Annotated in this window: 14 protein-coding genes and 1 pseudogene; 11 read left to right on the top strand and 4 right to left on the bottom strand. The window is 61.5% G+C overall.

Translation table 11 applies throughout. The annotated features are described in order from the left end of the window. Nucleotides 1-127: 127 nt before the first annotated feature. Nucleotides 128-1,471: an MATE family efflux transporter gene (locus tag AB4P90_RS03990; protein WP_395605675.1), complete on the top strand. Its 1,344-nt coding sequence runs from the start codon at nucleotides 128-130 to the stop codon at nucleotides 1,469-1,471. 112 nt (nucleotides 1,472-1,583) lie between these two features. On the opposite strand, the gene speA is transcribed toward AB4P90_RS03990, so the two are convergent. From speA to AB4P90_RS03970, 4 genes are all read right to left on the bottom strand, one after another. Then, nucleotides 1,584-3,497: an arginine decarboxylase gene (speA, locus tag AB4P90_RS03985; protein ID WP_003188203.1), complete on the bottom strand. Its 1,914-nt coding sequence runs from the start codon at nucleotides 3,495-3,497 to the stop codon at nucleotides 1,584-1,586. A 142-nt stretch (nucleotides 3,498-3,639) separates the two neighbouring features. Further along, nucleotides 3,640-4,011 (bottom strand): translation initiation factor Sui1, encoded by a 372-nt coding sequence (locus AB4P90_RS03980; protein WP_003188201.1) that lies wholly within the window; start codon nucleotides 4,009-4,011, stop codon nucleotides 3,640-3,642. A 182-nt stretch (nucleotides 4,012-4,193) separates the two neighbouring features. Continuing rightward, nucleotides 4,194-4,730: an NUDIX hydrolase gene (locus AB4P90_RS03975; protein ID WP_014716735.1), complete on the bottom strand. Its 537-nt coding sequence runs from the start codon at nucleotides 4,728-4,730 to the stop codon at nucleotides 4,194-4,196. A gap of 2 nt (nucleotides 4,731-4,732) precedes the next feature. Further along, nucleotides 4,733-5,800 (bottom strand): DUF2333 family protein, encoded by a 1,068-nt coding sequence (locus AB4P90_RS03970; protein WP_003188197.1) that lies wholly within the window; start codon nucleotides 5,798-5,800, stop codon nucleotides 4,733-4,735. 298 nt (nucleotides 5,801-6,098) lie between these two features. Here AB4P90_RS03970 and AB4P90_RS03965 point away from each other — a divergent pair, with 298 nt between their 5' ends. The 10 genes and pseudogenes from AB4P90_RS03965 to purH all read left to right on the top strand — a co-directional run bounded on the left by AB4P90_RS03965 (nucleotide 6,099) and on the right by purH (nucleotide 18,043). Then, a complete protein-coding gene (locus AB4P90_RS03965; RefSeq protein ID WP_019818274.1) occupies nucleotides 6,099-7,769 on the top strand; it encodes a PleD family two-component system response regulator in 1,671 nt (556 codons plus the stop codon). Nucleotides 7,770-9,268: 1,499 nt separating this feature from the next. Further along, nucleotides 9,269-9,784 (top strand): annotated as a pseudogene (locus AB4P90_RS03960) (methyl-accepting chemotaxis protein); the annotation flags it as partial. 293 nt (nucleotides 9,785-10,077) lie between these two features. Continuing rightward, complete coding sequence (gene aroQ, locus AB4P90_RS03955) at nucleotides 10,078-10,533, top strand: type II 3-dehydroquinate dehydratase (RefSeq protein ID WP_014716732.1); 456 nt, start codon at nucleotides 10,078-10,080, stop codon at nucleotides 10,531-10,533. A 24-nt stretch (nucleotides 10,534-10,557) separates the two neighbouring features. Beyond that, on the top strand, nucleotides 10,558-11,022 hold the full coding sequence (accB, locus tag AB4P90_RS03950; protein WP_014716731.1) for an acetyl-CoA carboxylase biotin carboxyl carrier protein: 465 nt from the start codon (nucleotides 10,558-10,560) through the stop codon (nucleotides 11,020-11,022). Between the two features lie 17 nt (nucleotides 11,023-11,039). Further along, nucleotides 11,040-12,401 carry an acetyl-CoA carboxylase biotin carboxylase subunit gene (accC, locus tag AB4P90_RS03945; protein WP_003188188.1) on the top strand — a complete coding sequence of 454 codons (1,362 nt, stop codon included), beginning with the start codon at nucleotides 11,040-11,042 and terminating at the stop codon, nucleotides 12,399-12,401. Between the two features lie 267 nt (nucleotides 12,402-12,668). After that, nucleotides 12,669-13,547: a 50S ribosomal protein L11 methyltransferase gene (gene prmA / locus AB4P90_RS03940; RefSeq protein WP_034126418.1), complete on the top strand. Its 879-nt coding sequence runs from the start codon at nucleotides 12,669-12,671 to the stop codon at nucleotides 13,545-13,547. Nucleotides 13,548-13,577: 30 nt separating this feature from the next. Continuing rightward, on the top strand, nucleotides 13,578-14,837 hold the full coding sequence (locus tag AB4P90_RS03935; protein WP_395605674.1) for a DUF3426 domain-containing protein: 1,260 nt from the start codon (nucleotides 13,578-13,580) through the stop codon (nucleotides 14,835-14,837). 185 nt (nucleotides 14,838-15,022) lie between these two features. Then, complete coding sequence (dusB, locus tag AB4P90_RS03930; protein ID WP_003188182.1) at nucleotides 15,023-16,036, top strand: tRNA dihydrouridine synthase DusB; 1,014 nt, start codon at nucleotides 15,023-15,025, stop codon at nucleotides 16,034-16,036. After that, a complete protein-coding gene (gene fis / locus AB4P90_RS03925) occupies nucleotides 16,033-16,353 on the top strand; it encodes a DNA-binding transcriptional regulator Fis (RefSeq protein WP_002555375.1) in 321 nt (106 codons plus the stop codon). Before dusB ends, fis begins: the two co-directional genes overlap by 4 nt. 82 nt (nucleotides 16,354-16,435) lie before the next feature. Further along, entirely contained in the window at nucleotides 16,436-18,043 is a 1,608-nt protein-coding gene (gene purH / locus AB4P90_RS03920) for a bifunctional phosphoribosylaminoimidazolecarboxamide formyltransferase/IMP cyclohydrolase (RefSeq protein ID WP_014716728.1), read from the top strand. Nucleotides 18,044-18,104 lie beyond the last annotated feature (61 nt).

The following is an 18,104-nucleotide window of genomic DNA, read 5'->3' as shown; positions in this document are numbered from 1 at the left end:
GATAGCGGTGGGTCAGTCACCGGATGAGTTGGCAAAGAGTCCGTCATCGCAGGCAAGCCAGCTCCCACATTGGGCCTGCTGTACAACTGATGGCCGGGTACAATGCCGCTCCCCCGAAGGAGACTGCATGTCCACCTTATTGTCCGACTGGCGCCACCGCCCTACCCACCGCCGCGTCTGGGCCCTGGCCGCGCCGATGATCCTGTCGAATATCTCGGTGCCCTTGGTGGCCCTGGTGGACAGCATGGTCATCGGCCACCTGCCCCACGCCCATCAACTGGGCGCCGTGGCTGTCGGCGCCAGCCTGTATACATTCCTCGCCTGGGCCATGGGCTTCCTGCGCATGGGCTCCACCGGCTTCGCCGCCCAAGCCGCCGGGCGCAACGATGGCGCGGCGTTGCGGCAGATCCTGTTGCAAGGCTTGTTGCTGGCGCTGGGCCTGGCGATGCTGCTGGGCACCGCGGGCATTCCCTTGAGCCATCTGGCCCTGGAATGGATGCAGCCTTCGCCAGAACTGAACCAACTGACCCGCGAGTTTTTCCACACCCGTCTGTTCGGTCTGCCAGCCGCCCTCGCCAGCTATGCGCTGGTCGGCTGGTTCCTCGGCACTCAGAATGCGCGGGCGCCGTTGGCGATTCTGCTGACCACCAACCTGGTCAACATTGCGCTTAACCTGTGGTTTGTACTTGGCCTGGACTGGGGCGTGGTCGGCTCCGCCCGTGCCTCGGTGATCGCGGAATGGACCGGCGCCCTGCTCGGCCTGGCGCTCACGCAAAAAGCCCTGCGCGCCTATCCGGGGCATATCGCCTGGGCCGCGTTGAAACTGTGGCAAAGCTGGCGCCCGTTGCTGGCGGTCAACCGCGACATCTTCATCCGCAGCCTGGCGTTGCAGTCGGTGTTTTTCATGATCACCGTGCAAGGCGCAAGGTTGGGCGATGCCACCGTGGCAGCCAATGCGCTGCTGCTTAACGGCCTGTTACTGACGGCTCACGCATTGGATGGCTTGGCCCACGCGGTCGAAGCCCTCTGCGGCCACGCCATCGGCGCCCGTGACCGGCAGGCGTTGCGTCGCTCATTGGTCGTGGCCTGCGGTTGGTCACTGATCGCCAGCATCGGCTTCGCCCTGCTGTTCACCTTCGGCGGCCATCTATTTATCGCCATGCAAACCGATATCCCCAGCGTACGCGAAACCGCCGATATCTACCTGCCCTACCTTGCGGTATTGCCGTTGATTGCGGTGTGGAGTTATTTGCTCGATGGCTTGTTTATCGGCGCAACGCGCGCACGGGAGATGCGCAATGGGATGTTGCTGACGGTGCTGCTGGTACTGCCGATTGCCTGGACGTTGCAGGGCATGGGTAACCACGGATTGTGGATCACCTTCCTGCTGTTCATGGCGGTGCGCAGCCTGACGCTGTGGGCAATTGCCTGGCACTTGAATCGGCAAGGGCTGTGGCTGGGCGGGAACTGAAGGAACGCAGACCCAAATGTGGGAGCTGGCTTGCCCGCGATGGCGGTGGGTCAGCCCCCTAACGGTTGCCTGACACTCCGCCATCGCGGGCAAGCCCGCTCCCACATTTTTATTACGAGGACAGGTACGAAGAACGGGTCAGGCCCAGGCGCAACGCATCCAGGAACTGGGTGCGCTCCGAGGCCGAGATCTTCGCACTGGCGCACTTGTCCCGGTAATGCGTCATCAACTCTTCCGGCGACAAGTGCACATAGCGCAGCATGTCTTCGATGGTGTCGTGGGTCTCGATCCCGGCGCTGTACACCGAACCGTCTTCACGCTGGTAGATGTTCACCGAGTCGGTGTCACCGAACAGGTTGTGCATGTCGCCCAGGATTTCCTGATAGGCGCCGACCAGGAAGATACCCAGCAGGTAATCTTCGCCTTCATTCAAGCCGTGAACCGGCAGGCTGGTTTCGATGCTTTGCTCGTCGACGTATTGCTTGATCTTGCCGTCGGAGTCGCAGGTCAGGTCTTGCAGCACGGCGCGGCGCAGCGGCTCTTCGTCGAGGCGGTGCAGCGGCAGAATAGGCAGGACCTGGCCGATGGCCCAGGTATCCGGCAAGCTCTGGAATACCGAGAAGTTGCAGATGTACTTGTCGGCCAGCTTGTCGTTGAGTTCGTCCAGCACCTGGCGGTGCGAGCGCTGGCGGGCTTTCAACGAGTTGTGCAGGCGGCGGCACACCGCGAAGTAGCACTGTTCGGCCAGGGCTTTTTCGGCCAGGGTCAGCTTGCCGTCGGCGTACTGGGCCGCCACATCGCTCATGTAGTGGGTGGCGCGCCAGTAGGTTTCGGTGACCATCTCGATGTCGGTCGGGCCCAGCAGGTCCACCAGCCATTGCACGGTTTCGGGCAGGCTTTCCTTGTTTTCAATGGTCGGGATTTCGTCGTTGTGCTTCTCGACGTCAGTGACCTGTACCACCAGCATGGCGTGGTGAGCGGTCAGGGAACGGCCGCTTTCGGAGAAGATGTTCGGATGCGGCAGGCTCTGCGCGTCGCAGAATTCCTTGAGCATGCCCACTACCACGCCGGCGTAGTCGTCCATGTCGTAGTTGATCGAACTGGCGTTGCGCGAGTGGGTACCGTCGTAGTCCACGCCCAGGCCACCACCGACGTCGATGTGGTCCACCGGCAGGCCGAGGTTGCGCAGTTCGCCGTAGTAACGAATGGCTTCCTTGAACCCGTGCTGGTAGTCGGCCAGGTTGGCGATCTGCGAGCCCATGTGGAAGTGCAGCAGGCGGATGCCCTGGTCCAGGCCGGCCGCGCGGAAGCGCTCGACCACTGACAGCAGCTGCGCTGCGGATAAGCCGAATTTGGATTTCTCGCCACCGGTGTCCGCCCACTTGCTCGATGCCAGGGACGACAGGCGCACACGCAGGCCCACCTGCGGCTTGACCTTGAGGCTCGCCGCCTCTTCGATCACCAGCCCCACCTCGGACTCTTTCTCGATCACGATGAACACGTTGTGGCCGAGCTTCTGGCCCATCAGCGCCAGGCGGATGAACTCACGGTCTTTATAACCGTTGCAGACGATGGTGCCGCCCTTCGGCGCCAGGGCCAGCACGGCCAGCAGCTCAGGCTTGGAGCCGGCTTCCAGGCCGATGGAGACGTTCTGGGTGGCAATGATGTTCTCGATCACCGCTTCTTGCTGGTTCACCTTGATCGGGTACAGCGCGGTGTACTTGCTCTGGTATTCCAGGCGTTCGATGTTGGCATCGAAGGCACCGGTCAATTGGCGCACGCGGTCTTGCAGGATATCGGGGAAGCGTACCAACAGCGGCAACGACAGGCCGCTTTTGCGCAGCTCATCGACTTGCTCGTACAGGTCGACGGGCGTGCTGTTCGGGCCGTTCGGACGAACTTCTACGCGACCGGCTTCATTGATCGCGAAATACCCGGCCCCCCAATGGCGAATCCCGTAAACACTGCGGCTGTCCGCAACTGTCCATTGGCTGCCATCGTCTTTGCGTGTGCGTCGTACGGACATCGAAGTCCCCTATAAATGAAGGCGAAGGCGCCACCTCTCGCGGAGGCTGGCGCAGTCTAAAGAATGAAAATGACGATTTGCCTGCAAGGGAAGTAGACCCCACTGGCAGGACAGAGTTTAGCCACAGGTTGGGAAGAGGCTTTCAGCCGCCGGACTTCTTGGCCTTGTACCCGAGCTTGATCAGCTCGGCCAACAGCAACTCGACGTGATCGCCCTGGATCTCGATAACCCCGTCTTTCAACGCGCCACCGGTGCCACAGCGCTTTTTCAGCGAGGTGGCCAATTCCTTCAGGGCCTCTTCAGCCAGGGGCACGCCGGTGATGGTGGTCACCGTCTTGCCGCCACGGCCTTTGCTCTCGCGACGCACGCGGGCAATACCGTCGCCTTCGGGGATCAGGGTCTGTTTGCAGGTGCACGAATCCACGGGCTGACGACAGTCCGGGCAGTGTCGACCTGCATCGGTGGAAAATACCAGGCCACCAAGGGCGGCGAAGGATGCGGCTTTTTTGGCCACCGGCAATCCTCTTGGGAGGATGAAGACTGATCGGCGCCGCACAAGGCGGTGACCGACCGCGAAGCCCCACTCAGGCAGGGGCAGCGCTACCGAACCGCTAATGTGGTTCGGGTGAAAAGGCGCGCAGTGTAACGGCAAAAAGCCGACTTGCTAAGAGCCAAATGGCGCCATTTTTTGCAACTTTAGCGACGCGAGGCCAGATAGCGCCGCAAGCCTTCCTGGGCGTCCGGGCAGTAGGGCTTTTGTTCGGCCTCTTGCTGGATGATTTCGATGCTTAAAAACCGCGCTTCCATGACCTCCTCGGGCTGCAGGCGCAGGGGGCCGTCCCAGACGGCAGAGTAGGATTTGCACCAAAGCCGACTGTCGCCATCCTCAAAATAGAAATGGTCATGTTCGGTCAAGGGCACACCGCTGACGCCCAATTCCTCTTCCAGCTCGCGGGCTGCCGAAACGGCATAACTCTCACCTTCGGCCACCATCCCACCCGCCGCCGTATCCCAATACCCTGGATACAACGCCTTGCTGAGCGTGCGCCGGTGCACACACAACTCGCCTTTGGAATTGAACAGGAAGATAAACGTGCAGCGGCCAATCAAGCCGCGCTGGCGCAGGTCGGACCTGACCAGGTGGCCGAGCAGGTGGTCCTGCTCGTCGACCCAGCAGATCAGTTCAGCATCGGAAGCCGCTCGGTGTGCGGCCTCCTTTTGAGTAGCGTCCATCATCAACCCTGGTTGAGGAGCTGACGCAAGTCGATCACTGCAGCGTTTGCCCGGGAAATGTAGTTGGCCATCACCAGCGAATGGTTCGCCAGTACGCCGAAGCCACTGCCGTTAAGAATCATAGGACTCCATACCGGTTCCTGCGAGGCCTCCAGCTCACGAATGATCTGGCGCACGCTGACGGTGGCGTTTTTCTTGGCCAGTACGTCGGCAAAGTCGACTTCGATGGCTCGCAACAGATGGGACAGGGCCCACGCCTGGCCGCGCGCTTCGTAGAACACGTTGTCGATTTGCATCCATGGGGTTTCCACCACTTCTTCATCAACCTGCGGCACTTCACCCGGCGCCAGCGCCTCGGTTTTCAGCGCAGTGTTCAACTTGACCCGGCCTACGCTGGCGGACAGACGCTGGGACAACGAACCCAAACGGGTGGCCACATCACCCAGCCAGTTGTTGAGGTTGTCGGCACGCGCATAAAACAGCGCGCCGCGCTGGTTCGGGTCAGACAGGCGCGCTTCGTAGCGGCTCAGGGAATTGATGCCTTCCTGATATTCCGACTCACTGGAAGGCAGCACCCAGCTCTTGTTATCGAAGTTGAAGCGCGGCTCGGCCTTGGCCAAGTCAGCGTCTTCAGCCGACTGCGACTGGGAGCGGGCGAAGTCTTTACGCAGGGCGCGGGTAAGGTCACGCACCTGCACCAGCACGCCGTACTCCCAGCTCGGCATATTGTCCATCCACAAGCCCGGAGGGAAACGGTCGTTGGAGATGTAGCCGCCTGGCTTGTTCAGCAAGGTGCCGACCACGGTCTTGAGTGTTTCAACGGTGGTGTAACCCACCACCATCTGCTTGCCTTCCTTCTCGGCGGCAAGCTGGGCGTTTTGCTGCACCGGAAACAGCGCCGGCTCCTGGCTCCAGTACCAACCCAGGCCACCGGTGACCAGCAGGTACAAGCCGATGATGCTGAGCAACGCCCGGCTCATCAGCAGGTTGCGAAAATAGCTGCGGTTGGCCGACTTGGGCTCAGGGGCGGGGCCTTTGGCACTGCCTTCGCGGTTTTTCCAGTCCAGCATGGCGATATCCTTTCAATCACTTGAGTTCATGCACGTCAATTGTCCGGGTGCGTTCAAACATTCCGACCACAACCCTACCCCATCGTGCCCATCGGTGCGGGGCTTTTACACGAAAGTGGCGCACCGGGCCGCTTGGACTATAAAGGATGCACACCTTTTACGCTGGGCGACCAGCCGGTCAATAACTGAATCTCTGGCATGCAGACTTAATTGACGTATGACACTCATCTATCAGAAAAGAGGTGCTAGCATAGAGCCATCAGTCGACCTCAGCATGCACCCTCACAGTAGTCAGGATATGACCGAGTCAGAAGACCCCAGCCGCGAGCGTCTCAAGCAGCACTTTGCCCAGCGGGTAATTCATCAGGCACGTCAAATTCTTGAGATCTGGCAGCGCCTGCAACGCAGCGAGTGGTCGAACGCCGACTTTTCCGAACTCAGCGAAGCCAACCTGCGCCTGCAGCGCTTCGCCGAACGCTTCGAACAGCCCGAACACACGCAACTGGCACGGCATATCAGTGAATCCCTGCAAGCCGTGGACGAGAACCGTGGCCGCCTGAGCAGCCAACTGATCACCGAGCTCAACCGCTTGATGCAACGCCTGTCCCGCACCGGCCTGCGCCAGGGCGACCAGCTTGAGCAAACCTTCCTGCCGCCGATGCGCAAGCCGATCTATGTGATGCTCGCCGACCATGACCGCGCCGAGCGCCTGGCCAAGCAGCTCGAATTCTTTGGCATGAGCGCCCACGCCCTGGACAGCGTCGCCGCCTTTCGCGCGGCCATGGCAGAGCGTTTGCCGTCGGCGATCGTGATGGACGTGGACTTCTGCGGCACAGGCCTGGGCCTGAAGCTCGCTGCAGAAGCCCAAGAGGGCCTGGAGCACAAGCTGCCACTGTTGTTTTTCAGCCTGCACGAAACCGACACCCCGACGCGCCTGGCCGCCGTGCGCGCCGGTGGCGAAGAGTTCCTGACCGGCACCCTGGAAGCCTCAAGCCTGCTGGAAAAGATCGAAGTGCTGACCTGCGCGGCCCAGTACGAACCGTACAAAGTGCTGATCATCGACGACTCGCGGGCCCAGGCGCTGCACACCGAACGCTTGCTCAACAGTGCCGGGATTATCACCCGCACCTTGATCGAACCGATCCAGGCCATGGCCGAGCTGGCGGATTTCCAACCCGACCTGATCATCCTCGACATGTACATGCCTGCCTGTACCGGCACCGAACTGGCCAAGGTGATTCGCCACAACGACCGCTACGTCAGCGTGCCGATCATCTACCTGTCGGCTGAGGACGACCTGGATAAGCAACTGGATGCGATGAGCGAGGGCGGTGACGATTTCCTCACTAAACCGATCAAGCCGCGTCACCTGATCACCACTGTGCGCAACCGGGCGTCGCGTGCGCGCAACTTGAAGGCGCGGATGGTGCGCGACAGCCTCACCGGGCTGTACAACCACACGCATATCCTGCAACTGCTCGAAGATTGCAGCTTCCGCGCCCGCCGCGAGAACAAGCCTCTTAGCTTTGCCATGCTCGATATCGACCACTTCAAGCGCGTCAATGACAGCCACGGCCACCCCATGGGCGACCGGGTGATCAAGAGCCTGGCACTGTTTCTCAAGCAGCGTTTGCGCAAGACCGATTACATCGGCCGCTACGGCGGTGAAGAGTTCGCCATCGTGATGCCCGACACCGACCTGGAATCGGCCTGCAAGGTGCTAGACGACATTCGCCGGCGCTTTGCAGAAATCCACTACCCCGCCCAACCGCAGGATTTGTGGTGCACCTTCAGCGCCGGCCTGGTGGAGCTGTGCGACGATTCCGACAGCCTGATGATGGCCGCTCAGGCTGACGAAGCGCTCTACCGCGCCAAGGACGCCGGACGCAACCGCGTGCAAGCCGCTCGCACATCAAAGCAAAGTGCCATCTTTTCACCAGAATCCACCGATTCGGTCATAACGCTGTAATACAAACGCAATAAATTCAGGCGCTTATCTCTTGCCGTCGGTTGAAACCCCGCATGCGCCTGAAGCTGCTGACCAATCTCAATACCCTTCTGCTGGTGGCCGTGTGCCTGGCCCTCGGCGCGACGCTGTGGTGGTCGCAACGGGCGCTGGAGCGCCCGTACTTGTTGATGGAGCGCTACCTGGGGTTGTCCCAGATCTTTCAAAACCAGGCCGCCCGAAACATCGAGGACTACTTGGCCAGCGGCGATGCCCTGCGCCTGAGCAGTGCCACCCAGAGCCTGGAAAGCCTGCAGCTGCAACTGGGCGAACTGCCGCCCGAATTGGCGCAAAGCCTGCGGCCCAGCCTCGTGGAGTTGGAGACCTTCAGCAAGACTGACCTGTTGGCCGCCGGTAAATTGGCTGGCGACCCGCAAGCGCTGTTGCTGCAAGCCGAACGTGAACTGGGCGCAAACCTGGAACAACTGAGCCAGTACGCCAGCGGCGTCAATTCCGCGGAGGCTGCGCGCTATATGTCGCCGCTGCTCGCCGCCTCGCAACATTTGGGCAAACTGTCCCTGGCCCGCGACAAGCTGGTCAGCAGCGGGCGCGCCGAGTTGGCTGCTGATGTCGAGCGGGAGGTGACTAACCTGCGAACCCAGGCCGACCTGCTCGCGCAACTGCCCCTATTGGGAATAAAGGCCAGCGCTGAATCCAACACCGATGATTTTTCCGCGCTGATGGGGCTGGAAAACACCGAAAAAACCGAAGCTCAGGACACCGGCGTCGACCTCAAGCGCGAACTCAACAGCCTGCTGACCCGCTACCCCGCCGAGCTGCAGCGCACCCGTGAACAGATCCAGCAACGCGCCGATCTCGCCGCCAGCACCCACCTTAAAATCACTAACGTGCAACAAGCCATCGCCGGCCTGGAACCCGTGGTGCGCGCGCAACATGCCAGGATCCAGGGCGAAGTACGCGTGATGCAGGGCGTGATGATTGGCCTGATCCTGCTGATCGCATTGCTGATCGACACCCTGCAACGCCGCCTGGCGCGCGTACTGACCAACCTGGCACCCGCCTTGTCGACCTGGGCCGAAGGCGACTTCAGCCAACCGATTGCCCTGGGCAAGACCAACCGTGAGCTGCACGATATCGAGGCCTCCCTCAACCGCCTGCGCGCCTACCTGGTGGATTTGGTAAGCACCATCCGCGGCAATGCCGAAGAAGTGGCGGGCAGCAGCCGCGCCCTGGCCGAACTGAGCAGCGGCCTGCACGACGGCGCCGAACGCCAGGCCGGCGACACCGCGCAAATCCGTGATTCCCTGGGTGAGTTGGAAGCCACCATCCAGCAAGTTGCCGGGGATGCCAGCCAGGCGGCCGGCGCCAGCCGCAGTGCGGGCCAGGCCGTGGAGCAAGGCCAGCGTGTGATCGGCCTGAGCCTCACCGGGCTGCATGCGCTGGTGGGCGAAGTGCAGCAAAACGCGCAGATGATCGAGAAACTTGCCGAAGAGTCCGCCACCATCGGCGGCGTGCTCACGGTGATTCGCTCGATTGCCGACCAGACCAACCTGCTTGCGCTCAACGCCGCCATCGAAGCCGCCCGCGCCGGTGAGGCCGGGCGTGGTTTCGCCGTGGTGGCCGACGAAGTGCGTTCCCTGGCCCAGCGTACCGCCGGTGCCACTGCCGAAATCCAGGGCCTGATCGCCGGCCTGCAAACTGCCGCGCACCAGTCGGTAGAAGGCATGCGCGCCCAGGTCGAACACGCCGAAGCCACCGCCCAGCAGGCCCAGGCGGCGGATGGCGCGCTGGATGAAATCGTCGGCGCGATCCAGACCATCTCGGATACCGCCGTACGCATTGCCGATGTGACCGCGCAGCAAAGTGGAGCCGTGAGCGAGATTCGCGACAACAGTGAACGGATACATCAATTGGGTGAGGATAATTTACTGCGCATTGGCCAGGGCCGTAGCCAGGGCGAGCACCTGCTGGTACTGGGCGGGCAACTGACTACCGCCGTGCAAGCCTTCCGCGTCTGACCCGATATCCCGACCGGTGTGGACCAAATGTGGGGGGCTTGCTCGCGAATGCGGTGTGTCAGTCAATGCATCTTTAGCTGATCCACCGCATTCGCGAGCAAGCCCGCTCCCACAATGAGTCTCCAGCGATCTCAGTGCCGTATTAGCGATGACTGGATCTAAGACCACAGTCACAAATTTTGCGCAATCCTCGCTAATCGTGCCGGCTACTGCATAGAACTGGACAGTCACAAAGGCTTTGCGGCATAGTCGCCGGGTTCTGACGCACCCACACCAATAACAAGGAACAGCCAATGGCGACCTTACTGGTTCTTCACGGACCCAACCTGAACCTGCTTGGCACCCGCGAACCGGGCGTCTACGGGGCAGTAACCCTCGATCAGATCAACCTCGACCTGGAACGACGGGCACGTGAAGCCGGCCACCATTTGCTCTACCTGCAAAGCAATGCCGAGTATGAATTGATTGATCGCATCCACGCCGCGCGTGGCGAAGGCGTGGACTTTATTCTGATCAATCCCGCCGCTTTTACGCATACAAGCGTTGCATTACGTGACGCGCTGCTGGCGGTGAGCATCCCATTCATCGAAGTGCATTTATCGAACGTGCACAAACGCGAAGCTTTCCGCCATCACTCTTACTTCTCCGACGTAGCGGTAGGAGTGATCTGCGGCCTTGGCGCCAGCGGTTACCGACTGGCCCTGGAGGCCGCCCTGGAACACATTGAAGAACAGGCTAAACGCCCCTGACCGACCCTTGGGAGTTGATGATTCATGGATATCCGTAAAGTTAAGAAACTGATCGAACTGCTGGAAGAATCCGGTATCGACGAGCTGGAAATCAAGGAAGGCGAAGAGTCCGTACGGATCAGCCGTCACAGCAAGACCCCGGCCCAACAGTTCTACGCGCCACAGATGCAAGCACCGGCTCCAGCCGCTGCAGCTCCGGCTGCCGCGCCTGCCGCCGCCACTGCACCTGCCGCCCCAGCCGCGCCTGCGCTGAACGGCTTCGTGGTCAAGTCGCCAATGGTCGGTACTTTCTACCGCACCCCGGCACCGACCTCGCCAGCCTTCGTTGAAGTGGGCAAAACCGTGAAAGTGGGTGACACCATCTGCATCGTTGAAGCGATGAAAATGATGAACCACATCACCGCGGAAAAAGCCGGCGTCATCGAATCCATCCTGGTAGAAAACGGTCAGCCGGTTGAGTACGACCAGCCGCTGTTCACCATCGTTTGAACCGCGGAGCGCCTTCGATGTTGAAACCTGCGAAGAAACTGCAAAAAGTCCTGATCGCCAACCGCGGCGAGATCGCGCTGCGTATCCTGCGCGCCTGTAAGGAAGAGGGCATCAAGACCGTCGCTGTTTACTCGACGGCCGATACCGAATTGATGCACGTGAAGCTGGCGGACGAAAGCATCTGCATCGGCCCGCCACTGGCCACGAACTCGTACCTGAAAGTCTCGAACATCATCGCTGCGGCAGAAGTGACCGGCGCCGATGGCATCCACCCCGGCTACGGCTTCCTCGCGGAAAACGCCGATTTCGCCGAACAGGTGGAAAAATCCGGGTTTGCCTTCATCGGCCCGAAAGCCGAAACCATTCGCCTGATGGGCGACAAGGTCTCGGCCAAGGACGCCATGATCGCGGCCGGCGTGCCCACCGTTCCAGGCTCCGACGGCCCACTGCCTGAAGACGAGGAAACCGCTCTGCGCATTGGTCGCGAAGTCGGCTACCCGGTGATCATCAAGGCCGCCGGTGGCGGTGGTGGTCGCGGCATGCGCGTGGTGCACAAGGAAGAAGACCTGATCGAAGCCGCCAAGCAGACCCGCTCCGAAGCGGGCGCCTGGTTCGGCAACCCGATGGTCTACCTGGAGAAGTACCTGACCAACCCACGTCACGTGGAAGTCCAGGTACTGTCCGATGGCCAGGGCCACGCTATCCACCTGGGCGACCGCGATTGCTCGCTGCAACGTCGCCACCAGAAAGTCCTGGAAGAAGCTCCGGCTCCGGGCCTGGATGAAAAGGCGCGTCAGGAAGTCCTGGCACGCTGCGTCAAGGCTTGCATCGATATCAACTACCGTGGCGCCGGCACCTTCGAGTTCCTCTACGAGAACGGCCGTTTCTACTTCATCGAGATGAACACTCGTGTGCAGGTAGAGCACCCGGTATCGGAGATGGTCACCGGTATCGACATCGTCAAGGAGATGCTGAGCATCGCCGCCGGTAACGTGCTGTCGTTCACCCAGGACGACGTGAAGATGCACGGCCACTCGCTGGAGTGCCGCATCAACGCCGAAGACCCGAAAACCTTTATCCCAAGCCCTGGCCTGGTCAAGCATTTCCACGCGCCCGGCGGCAACGGCGTACGTGTGGATTCGCACCTGTACAGCGGCTACAAGGTTCCGTCCAACTACGACTCGCTGATCGGCAAGCTGATCACCTGGGGCGCCACTCGCGACGAGGCCATGGCCCGTATGCGCAACGCCCTGGACGAAATCGTGGTCGACGGCATCAAGACCAACATCCCGCTGCATCGGGATCTGGTTCGTGATGAAGGCTTCTGCGAAGGTGGTGTGAACATTCACTACCTGGAACACAAGCTGGCCAACCAGTAAGTGCTCCACCCAACAAAGCCGCCTTCGGGCGGTTTTGTTGTTTATGGGCCACCGACCCCTGATCGTTCCCACGCTCGGCGTGGGAATGCCGCCTCGGACGCTCCGCGTCCCGTTGTTAAGGCGTGGCGCGGAGCGCCACAAGAGGCGTTCCCACGCCGAGCGTGGGAACGATCGTCGGCGCAGTCGTCTTCTGGCTTGCTCTCGCGTAAACTTGCGCGCTTTCGCGGCCTGCCCGCCGCACATTCATTTTTTTCAAAGGTGCCCGCCATGCCTTGGCTGCAAGTCCGTCTCGCCATCAGCCCAGAACAAGCCGAAACCTACGAAGACGCGTTCCTCGAAGTGGGTGCCGTGTCGGTGACCTTCATGGACGCCGAAGACCAGCCGATCTTCGAGCCGGAACTCAATACCACGCCGCTGTGGTCCCACACCCACTTGCTGGCCCTGTTCGAAGACGGCACCGACGCCGCTGCCGTTCTGGCCCATATGGAACTGCTCACCGGCAGCCCGCTACCCGAGCATCACAGCGAAGTCATCGAAGACCAGGACTGGGAACGCAGCTGGATGGATAACTTCCAGCCCATGCGCTTCGGCCAGCGCTTGTGGATCGTGCCAAGCTGGCACGCTGCTCCTGAGCCAGACGCCGTCAACCTGCTGCTGGACCCGGGCCTTGCGTTCGGTACCGGCACGCACCCGACCACCGCCCTGTGCCTGGAATGGCTGGACGGCCAGGACCTGACCGACAGCAACGTACTGGACTTCGGCTGCGGCTCGGGGATCCTGGCCATCGCCGCCCTGCTGCTGGGCGCCAAGGAGGCCGTGGGTACCGATATCGACGTGCAGGCCCTGGAAGCCTCCCGCGATAACGCCGGGCGCAACAACATTGCCGAGGGCAAATTCCCACTCTACCTGCCTGAGGACCTGCCCCAGGTTCAGGCCGATGTGCTGGTGGCCAATATCCTCGCCGGGCCACTGGTGTCGCTGGCGCCGCAACTGTCGAGCCTGGTCAAGCCGGGCGGGCGCCTGGCGCTGTCGGGCATCCTCGCCGAGCAAGGTGAAGACGTGGCTGCGGCCTACGCCAAGGACTTCGAGCTGGACCCGATCGCCAACCGTGATGGCTGGGTACGCATCAGCGGTCGTCGGCGCTAGAATGAGCGCTTGCCTGAATCGGATGGCCGCATGACCGACAGTTTCGTCACCCAGTGCCCACATTGCCAATCGCGTTTTCGCGTCAACCACGCTCAGCTGAGCGTGGCTCGCGGCGTGGTGCGTTGCGGCTCGTGTCTGCAAGTATTCAACGCCGCTCGCCAGTTGCTGGAGCAACGGGCCCAGGCGTCTGCGCCGGAGCCTGAAGTGCCGACCACCGCCGAGCCGGCCGCCGAACCGACTGTCGAAATGCCTCCCCCGCCACCGCGGGCCATCAGCCAGAAGCAGTGGACGGCCGAAGAGCTGGACCTGGATAACCTGGACAAGGAACTGGCCAGGCTGGAACGTCGCGAGATCCAGCACACCCAGGCAGTGGGCGCAGAACGTCGCCAGCCAGGCGCCGACCGTCGGCAAAAGGAAGAGTCCTTCAGTGCCAGCCGCGACACGGTCAAGGCCGAGGAAGAAAAATGGGCGGCCAGCCTGTTCAGTGAGCCACCCGAAGAGCGCGCACAGGCACCAGAAGAAGAGCCCGAGCCGGTTAAGGCACCTGCGTCCAAACAGCGCACCGAACCGTCCCTGTCGGCCCACGTCAACGAACTCGATGACGAACCAGCTCCGCACGCCACTACCGTGGATGACGACCTCGACCCGCCGCTGACACCCACCCGCGACGAGCACGATGAGCCTGAACCCGAAGACCGCGCGTTCGCGCGACGCAAGCGCGCGCGAACGGAGGCCGGTGTACACGATGAGTTGCTCCAGGACCTGGAAGACGACCCCCTGCACCTGTATGCGCAGAAGCGTCCGTCAGGCTGGGGTCGCCGTCTGCTCTGGATATTGTTGGTCGTACTCGCCGCCGCCGGCCTGGCCGGCCAGTACATCGCCTACCAGTTCGACGACCTGGCCCGCCAGGACGCCTATCGCCCGTGGTTCCAGACGCTATGCCCGAAACTGGGGTGCACCGTGCCATCGCGGGTCGACATTACCCATATCAAGAGCAGCAACCTGGTGGTGCGCAGCCACCCCGAGTTCGCCGGGGCACTGGTGGTGGATGCCATCCTCTATAACCGCGCGACCTTCTCCCAGCCCTTCCCACTGCTGGAGCTGCGCTTTGCGGACTTGAACGGCAGCCTGATTGCCAGTCGTCGCTTCAAGCCCGCCGAATACCTGAGCGGCGAGTTGGCCGGCGTGAGCGAAATGCCCTCCCAGACGCCAATCCACATCTCCCTGGACATCCTGGACCCCGGCAACAAAGCCGTGAATTACAGCCTGAGCTTCCATTCACCCGAGTGAAACGGCGCGCCCACCGAGGTTTGACGGCGGATTATTGACTTGGCCATCGTCAACCAAACCGATGGCGATAAAAAAATAACTGTTCAGATTTTATCCAATTCAGCCTTTAACCCGTCATCGAGAGCGGGTATCATGCCAACCCTTTTTCGAACTCTAATGATCCGGCCCCACAACAGGGAAGTCCTATGTCGGCGGTACGCATCGGCCCATACACATTGCAGAACGGCTTGATCCTCGCCCCGATGGCGGGTGTCACCGACCAGCCCTTTCGTCAGCTGTGCAAGCGTTTGGGCGCGGGTCTAGTAGTCTCTGAAATGGTTACCAGCGACATGAGTTTGTGGAACACCCGCAAGTCGCGGATGCGCATGATCCACGAAGGTGATCCCGAGCCACGCTCGGTGCAGATCGCCGGTGGCGATGCGCAGATGCTGGCGGATGCAGCCCGGGCCAATGTGGAGCTGGGTGCACAGATCATCGATATCAACATGGGCTGCCCGGCCAAAAAGGTCTGCAACAAGGCCGCCGGTTCCGCGCTGTTGAAAGATGAGCAGTTGGTCGCCGAGATCCTGCAGGCCGTTGTCGGCGCAGTAGATGTACCGGTGACCCTGAAGATTCGTACCGGTTGGGACCGGGACAACAAGAATGGCCTGACGGTGGCGAAGATCGCTGAACAGGCTGGTATTGCAGCGCTGGCGGTGCATGGCCGCACCCGCGCCGACCTTTACACCGGTGAAGCCGAGTACGACACCATTGCCGCGATCAAGCAGGCCGTGTCGATGCCCGTCTTTGCCAATGGCGACATCGACAGTGCCGAGAAAGCCCGGCGCGTGCTGCACGCGACCGGTGCCGATGGTTTGTTGATTGGCCGGGCCGCCCAGGGGCGGCCGTGGATTTTTCGTGAAATCGAGCATTTCCTGCGTACTGGTGAAGTCTTGCCGGCACCAGAGTTGGTCGAGGTGGAACGTATTCTGCTAGAGCATCTGGCCGCCCTGCACGCCTTCTATGGGGACGTGATGGGAGTACGCATTGCTCGCAAGCATGTCGGCTGGTATCTCGCCACCTTGCCGGGCGCCAAGGAATTCCGCGCTCAGTTCAATCGTTTGGATGAAACGCAGGCACAGGTCGCCACCGTTCGTGAGTTCTTCGCCGGACGCGACAAGAGCCTGGGAACAGGGGATGGAGAAGGGGTGGCCGCATGACGATGATGACCGAGACTTTAGTGAGTGGAACAACACCCGTGAGCGACAACGTCAATTTGAAACAGCACCTCAACACGCCTAGCGAAGAAGGCCAGACCCTTCGCGGGAGTGTCGAGAAGGCGCTGCACAATTATTTCGCCCACCTTGAGGGCGCTTCCGTCACGGATGTGTACAACCTGGTGCTCTCCGAAGTCGAGGCGCCCTTGCTCGAAAGCGTGATGAACTACGTCAAGGGCAACCAGACCAAAGCCAGTGAGCTGCTGGGCCTCAACCGTGGCACCTTGCGCAAAAAGCTCAAGCAGTACGATTTGCTGTAAGCATTCAATCAAACCAGAAAGGCGCCCGCGTAAAACCGGTCGCCTTTTTTGCTGACTTCCTTTGCTTTTGATGGAAATTGAGATGACCGACCAGACCACCCGCCTGCCGATCCGCCGTGCCTTGATCAGTGTTTCCGACAAGACCGGGATCCTTGAATTTGCCCGGGAGCTGGAAGCCCTGGGTGTGGAAATCCTCTCCACGGGCGGGACCTTCAAACTGCTGCAGGACAACGGCGTGGCCGCAGTGGAAGTCGCGGACTACACCGGTTTCGCAGAAATGATGGACGGTCGCGTCAAGACCCTACACCCGAAAATCCACGGCGGCATCCTTGGCCGTCGCGGCATCGACGACGCCATCATGACCGAGCACGGCATCAAGCCGATCGACCTGGTGGCCGTTAACCTCTACCCGTTCGAAGCCACCATCAACAAGCCAGGCTGCGACCTGCCGACCGCCATCGAAAACATCGATATCGGCGGCCCGACCATGGTGCGCTCGGCGGCCAAGAACCATAAAGACGTGGCCATCGTGGTCAACGCCAGTGACTACGCCAACGTCCTGGAAAACCTCAAGGCCGGTGGCCTGACCTACGCCCAGCGCTTCGACCTGATGCTCAAGGCGTTCGAACACACCGCCGCCTACGACGGCATGATCGCCAACTACATGGGCACCGTGAACCAGGCGGCTGACACCCTCAGCACCGAAGGCCGCAGCCAGTTCCCGCGCACCTTCAACAGCCAGTTCATCAAGGCCCAGGAAATGCGCTACGGTGAGAACCCGCACCAGAGCGCGGCGTTCTACGTGGAAGCCAAGCCTGCCGAAGTGGGCATTGCCACCGCGACCCAACTGCAAGGCAAAGAACTTTCCTACAACAACGTGGCCGATACCGACGCCGCGCTGGAATGCGTGAAGAGCTTCGTCAAACCGGCCTGCGTGATCGTCAAGCACGCCAACCCGTGCGGCGTGGCCGTCAGCCCGGACGCTGAAGGCGGTATCCGCCAGGCGTACGAACTGGCCTACGCCACCGACACCGAATCCGCATTCGGCGGCATCATTGCCTTCAACCGCGAACTGGATGCCGAGACCGCCAAGGCCATCGTCGAGCGCCAGTTCGTCGAAGTGATCATCGCCCCAAGCGTCAGCGAAGAAGCCCGCGCCATCGTCGCCGCCAAAGCCAACGTGCGCCTGCTGGCCTGTGGCGAGTGGTCGGCAGACCGCGCCGCGGCCTGGGACTACAAGCGCGTCAATGGCGGCCTGCTGGTACAGAGCCGCGACATCGGCATGATCGGCAGCCAGGACCTGAAAGTCGTGACCAAGCGCGCGCCGACCGAGCAAGAGATCAACGACCTGATCTTCGCCTGGAAAGTGGCCAAATACGTCAAGTCCAACGCCATCGTCTACGCCAAGAACCGCCAGACCATCGGTGTCGGCGCTGGTCAGATGAGTCGCGTGAACTCGGCGCGTATCGCCGCGATCAAGGCTGAGCACGCCGGTTTGCAGGTGGTGGGTTCGGTGATGGCTTCCGATGCATTCTTCCCGTTCCGTGACGGCCTGGACAATGCTGCGAAAGCCGGTGTGACTGCCGTGATCCAACCAGGCGGTTCGATGCGTGATGCAGAAGTCATCGCCGCCGCTGATGAAGCTGGCATTGCGATGGTCTTCACCGGCATGCGCCACTTCCGCCACTGATTGATCGTTCCCACGCTCCGCGTGGGAACGCAGCCAGGGACGCTCCGCGTCCCTCGGACGC

Origin of the sequence: Pseudomonas sp. B16120 (assembly GCF_044218845.1) — a bacterium.
Lineage (GTDB): Bacteria > Pseudomonadota > Gammaproteobacteria > Pseudomonadales > Pseudomonadaceae > Aquipseudomonas > Aquipseudomonas paracarnis.
Note: the sequence above shows the minus strand (reverse complement) of the source record. Positions and strands in the feature narration are given on the sequence as shown.

Bases quoted from the DNA above. Each gene is read 5' to 3' on its own strand.
- AB4P90_RS03990 (WP_395605675.1), top strand. From the start codon at position 128: ATGTCCACCTTATTGTCCGACTGGCGCCACCGCCCTACCCACCGCCGC.
- speA (WP_003188203.1), bottom strand. From the start codon at position 3,497: ATGTCCGTACGACGCACACGCAAAGACGATGGCAGCCAATGGACAGTT.
- AB4P90_RS03975 (WP_014716735.1), bottom strand. From the start codon at position 4,730: ATGGACGCTACTCAAAAGGAGGCCGCACACCGAGCGGCTTCCGATGCT.
- AB4P90_RS03970 (WP_003188197.1), bottom strand. From the start codon at position 5,800: ATGCTGGACTGGAAAAACCGCGAAGGCAGTGCCAAAGGCCCCGCCCCT.
- AB4P90_RS03965 (WP_019818274.1), top strand. From the start codon at position 6,099: ATGACCGAGTCAGAAGACCCCAGCCGCGAGCGTCTCAAGCAGCACTTT.
- aroQ (WP_014716732.1), top strand. From the start codon at position 10,078: ATGGCGACCTTACTGGTTCTTCACGGACCCAACCTGAACCTGCTTGGC.
- accB (WP_014716731.1), top strand. From the start codon at position 10,558: ATGGATATCCGTAAAGTTAAGAAACTGATCGAACTGCTGGAAGAATCC.
- accC (WP_003188188.1), top strand. From the start codon at position 11,040: ATGTTGAAACCTGCGAAGAAACTGCAAAAAGTCCTGATCGCCAACCGC.
- prmA (WP_034126418.1), top strand. From the start codon at position 12,669: ATGCCTTGGCTGCAAGTCCGTCTCGCCATCAGCCCAGAACAAGCCGAA.
- AB4P90_RS03935 (WP_395605674.1), top strand. From the start codon at position 13,578: ATGACCGACAGTTTCGTCACCCAGTGCCCACATTGCCAATCGCGTTTT.
- dusB (WP_003188182.1), top strand. From the start codon at position 15,023: ATGTCGGCGGTACGCATCGGCCCATACACATTGCAGAACGGCTTGATC.
- fis (WP_002555375.1), top strand. From the start codon at position 16,033: ATGACGATGATGACCGAGACTTTAGTGAGTGGAACAACACCCGTGAGC.
- purH (WP_014716728.1), top strand. From the start codon at position 16,436: ATGACCGACCAGACCACCCGCCTGCCGATCCGCCGTGCCTTGATCAGT.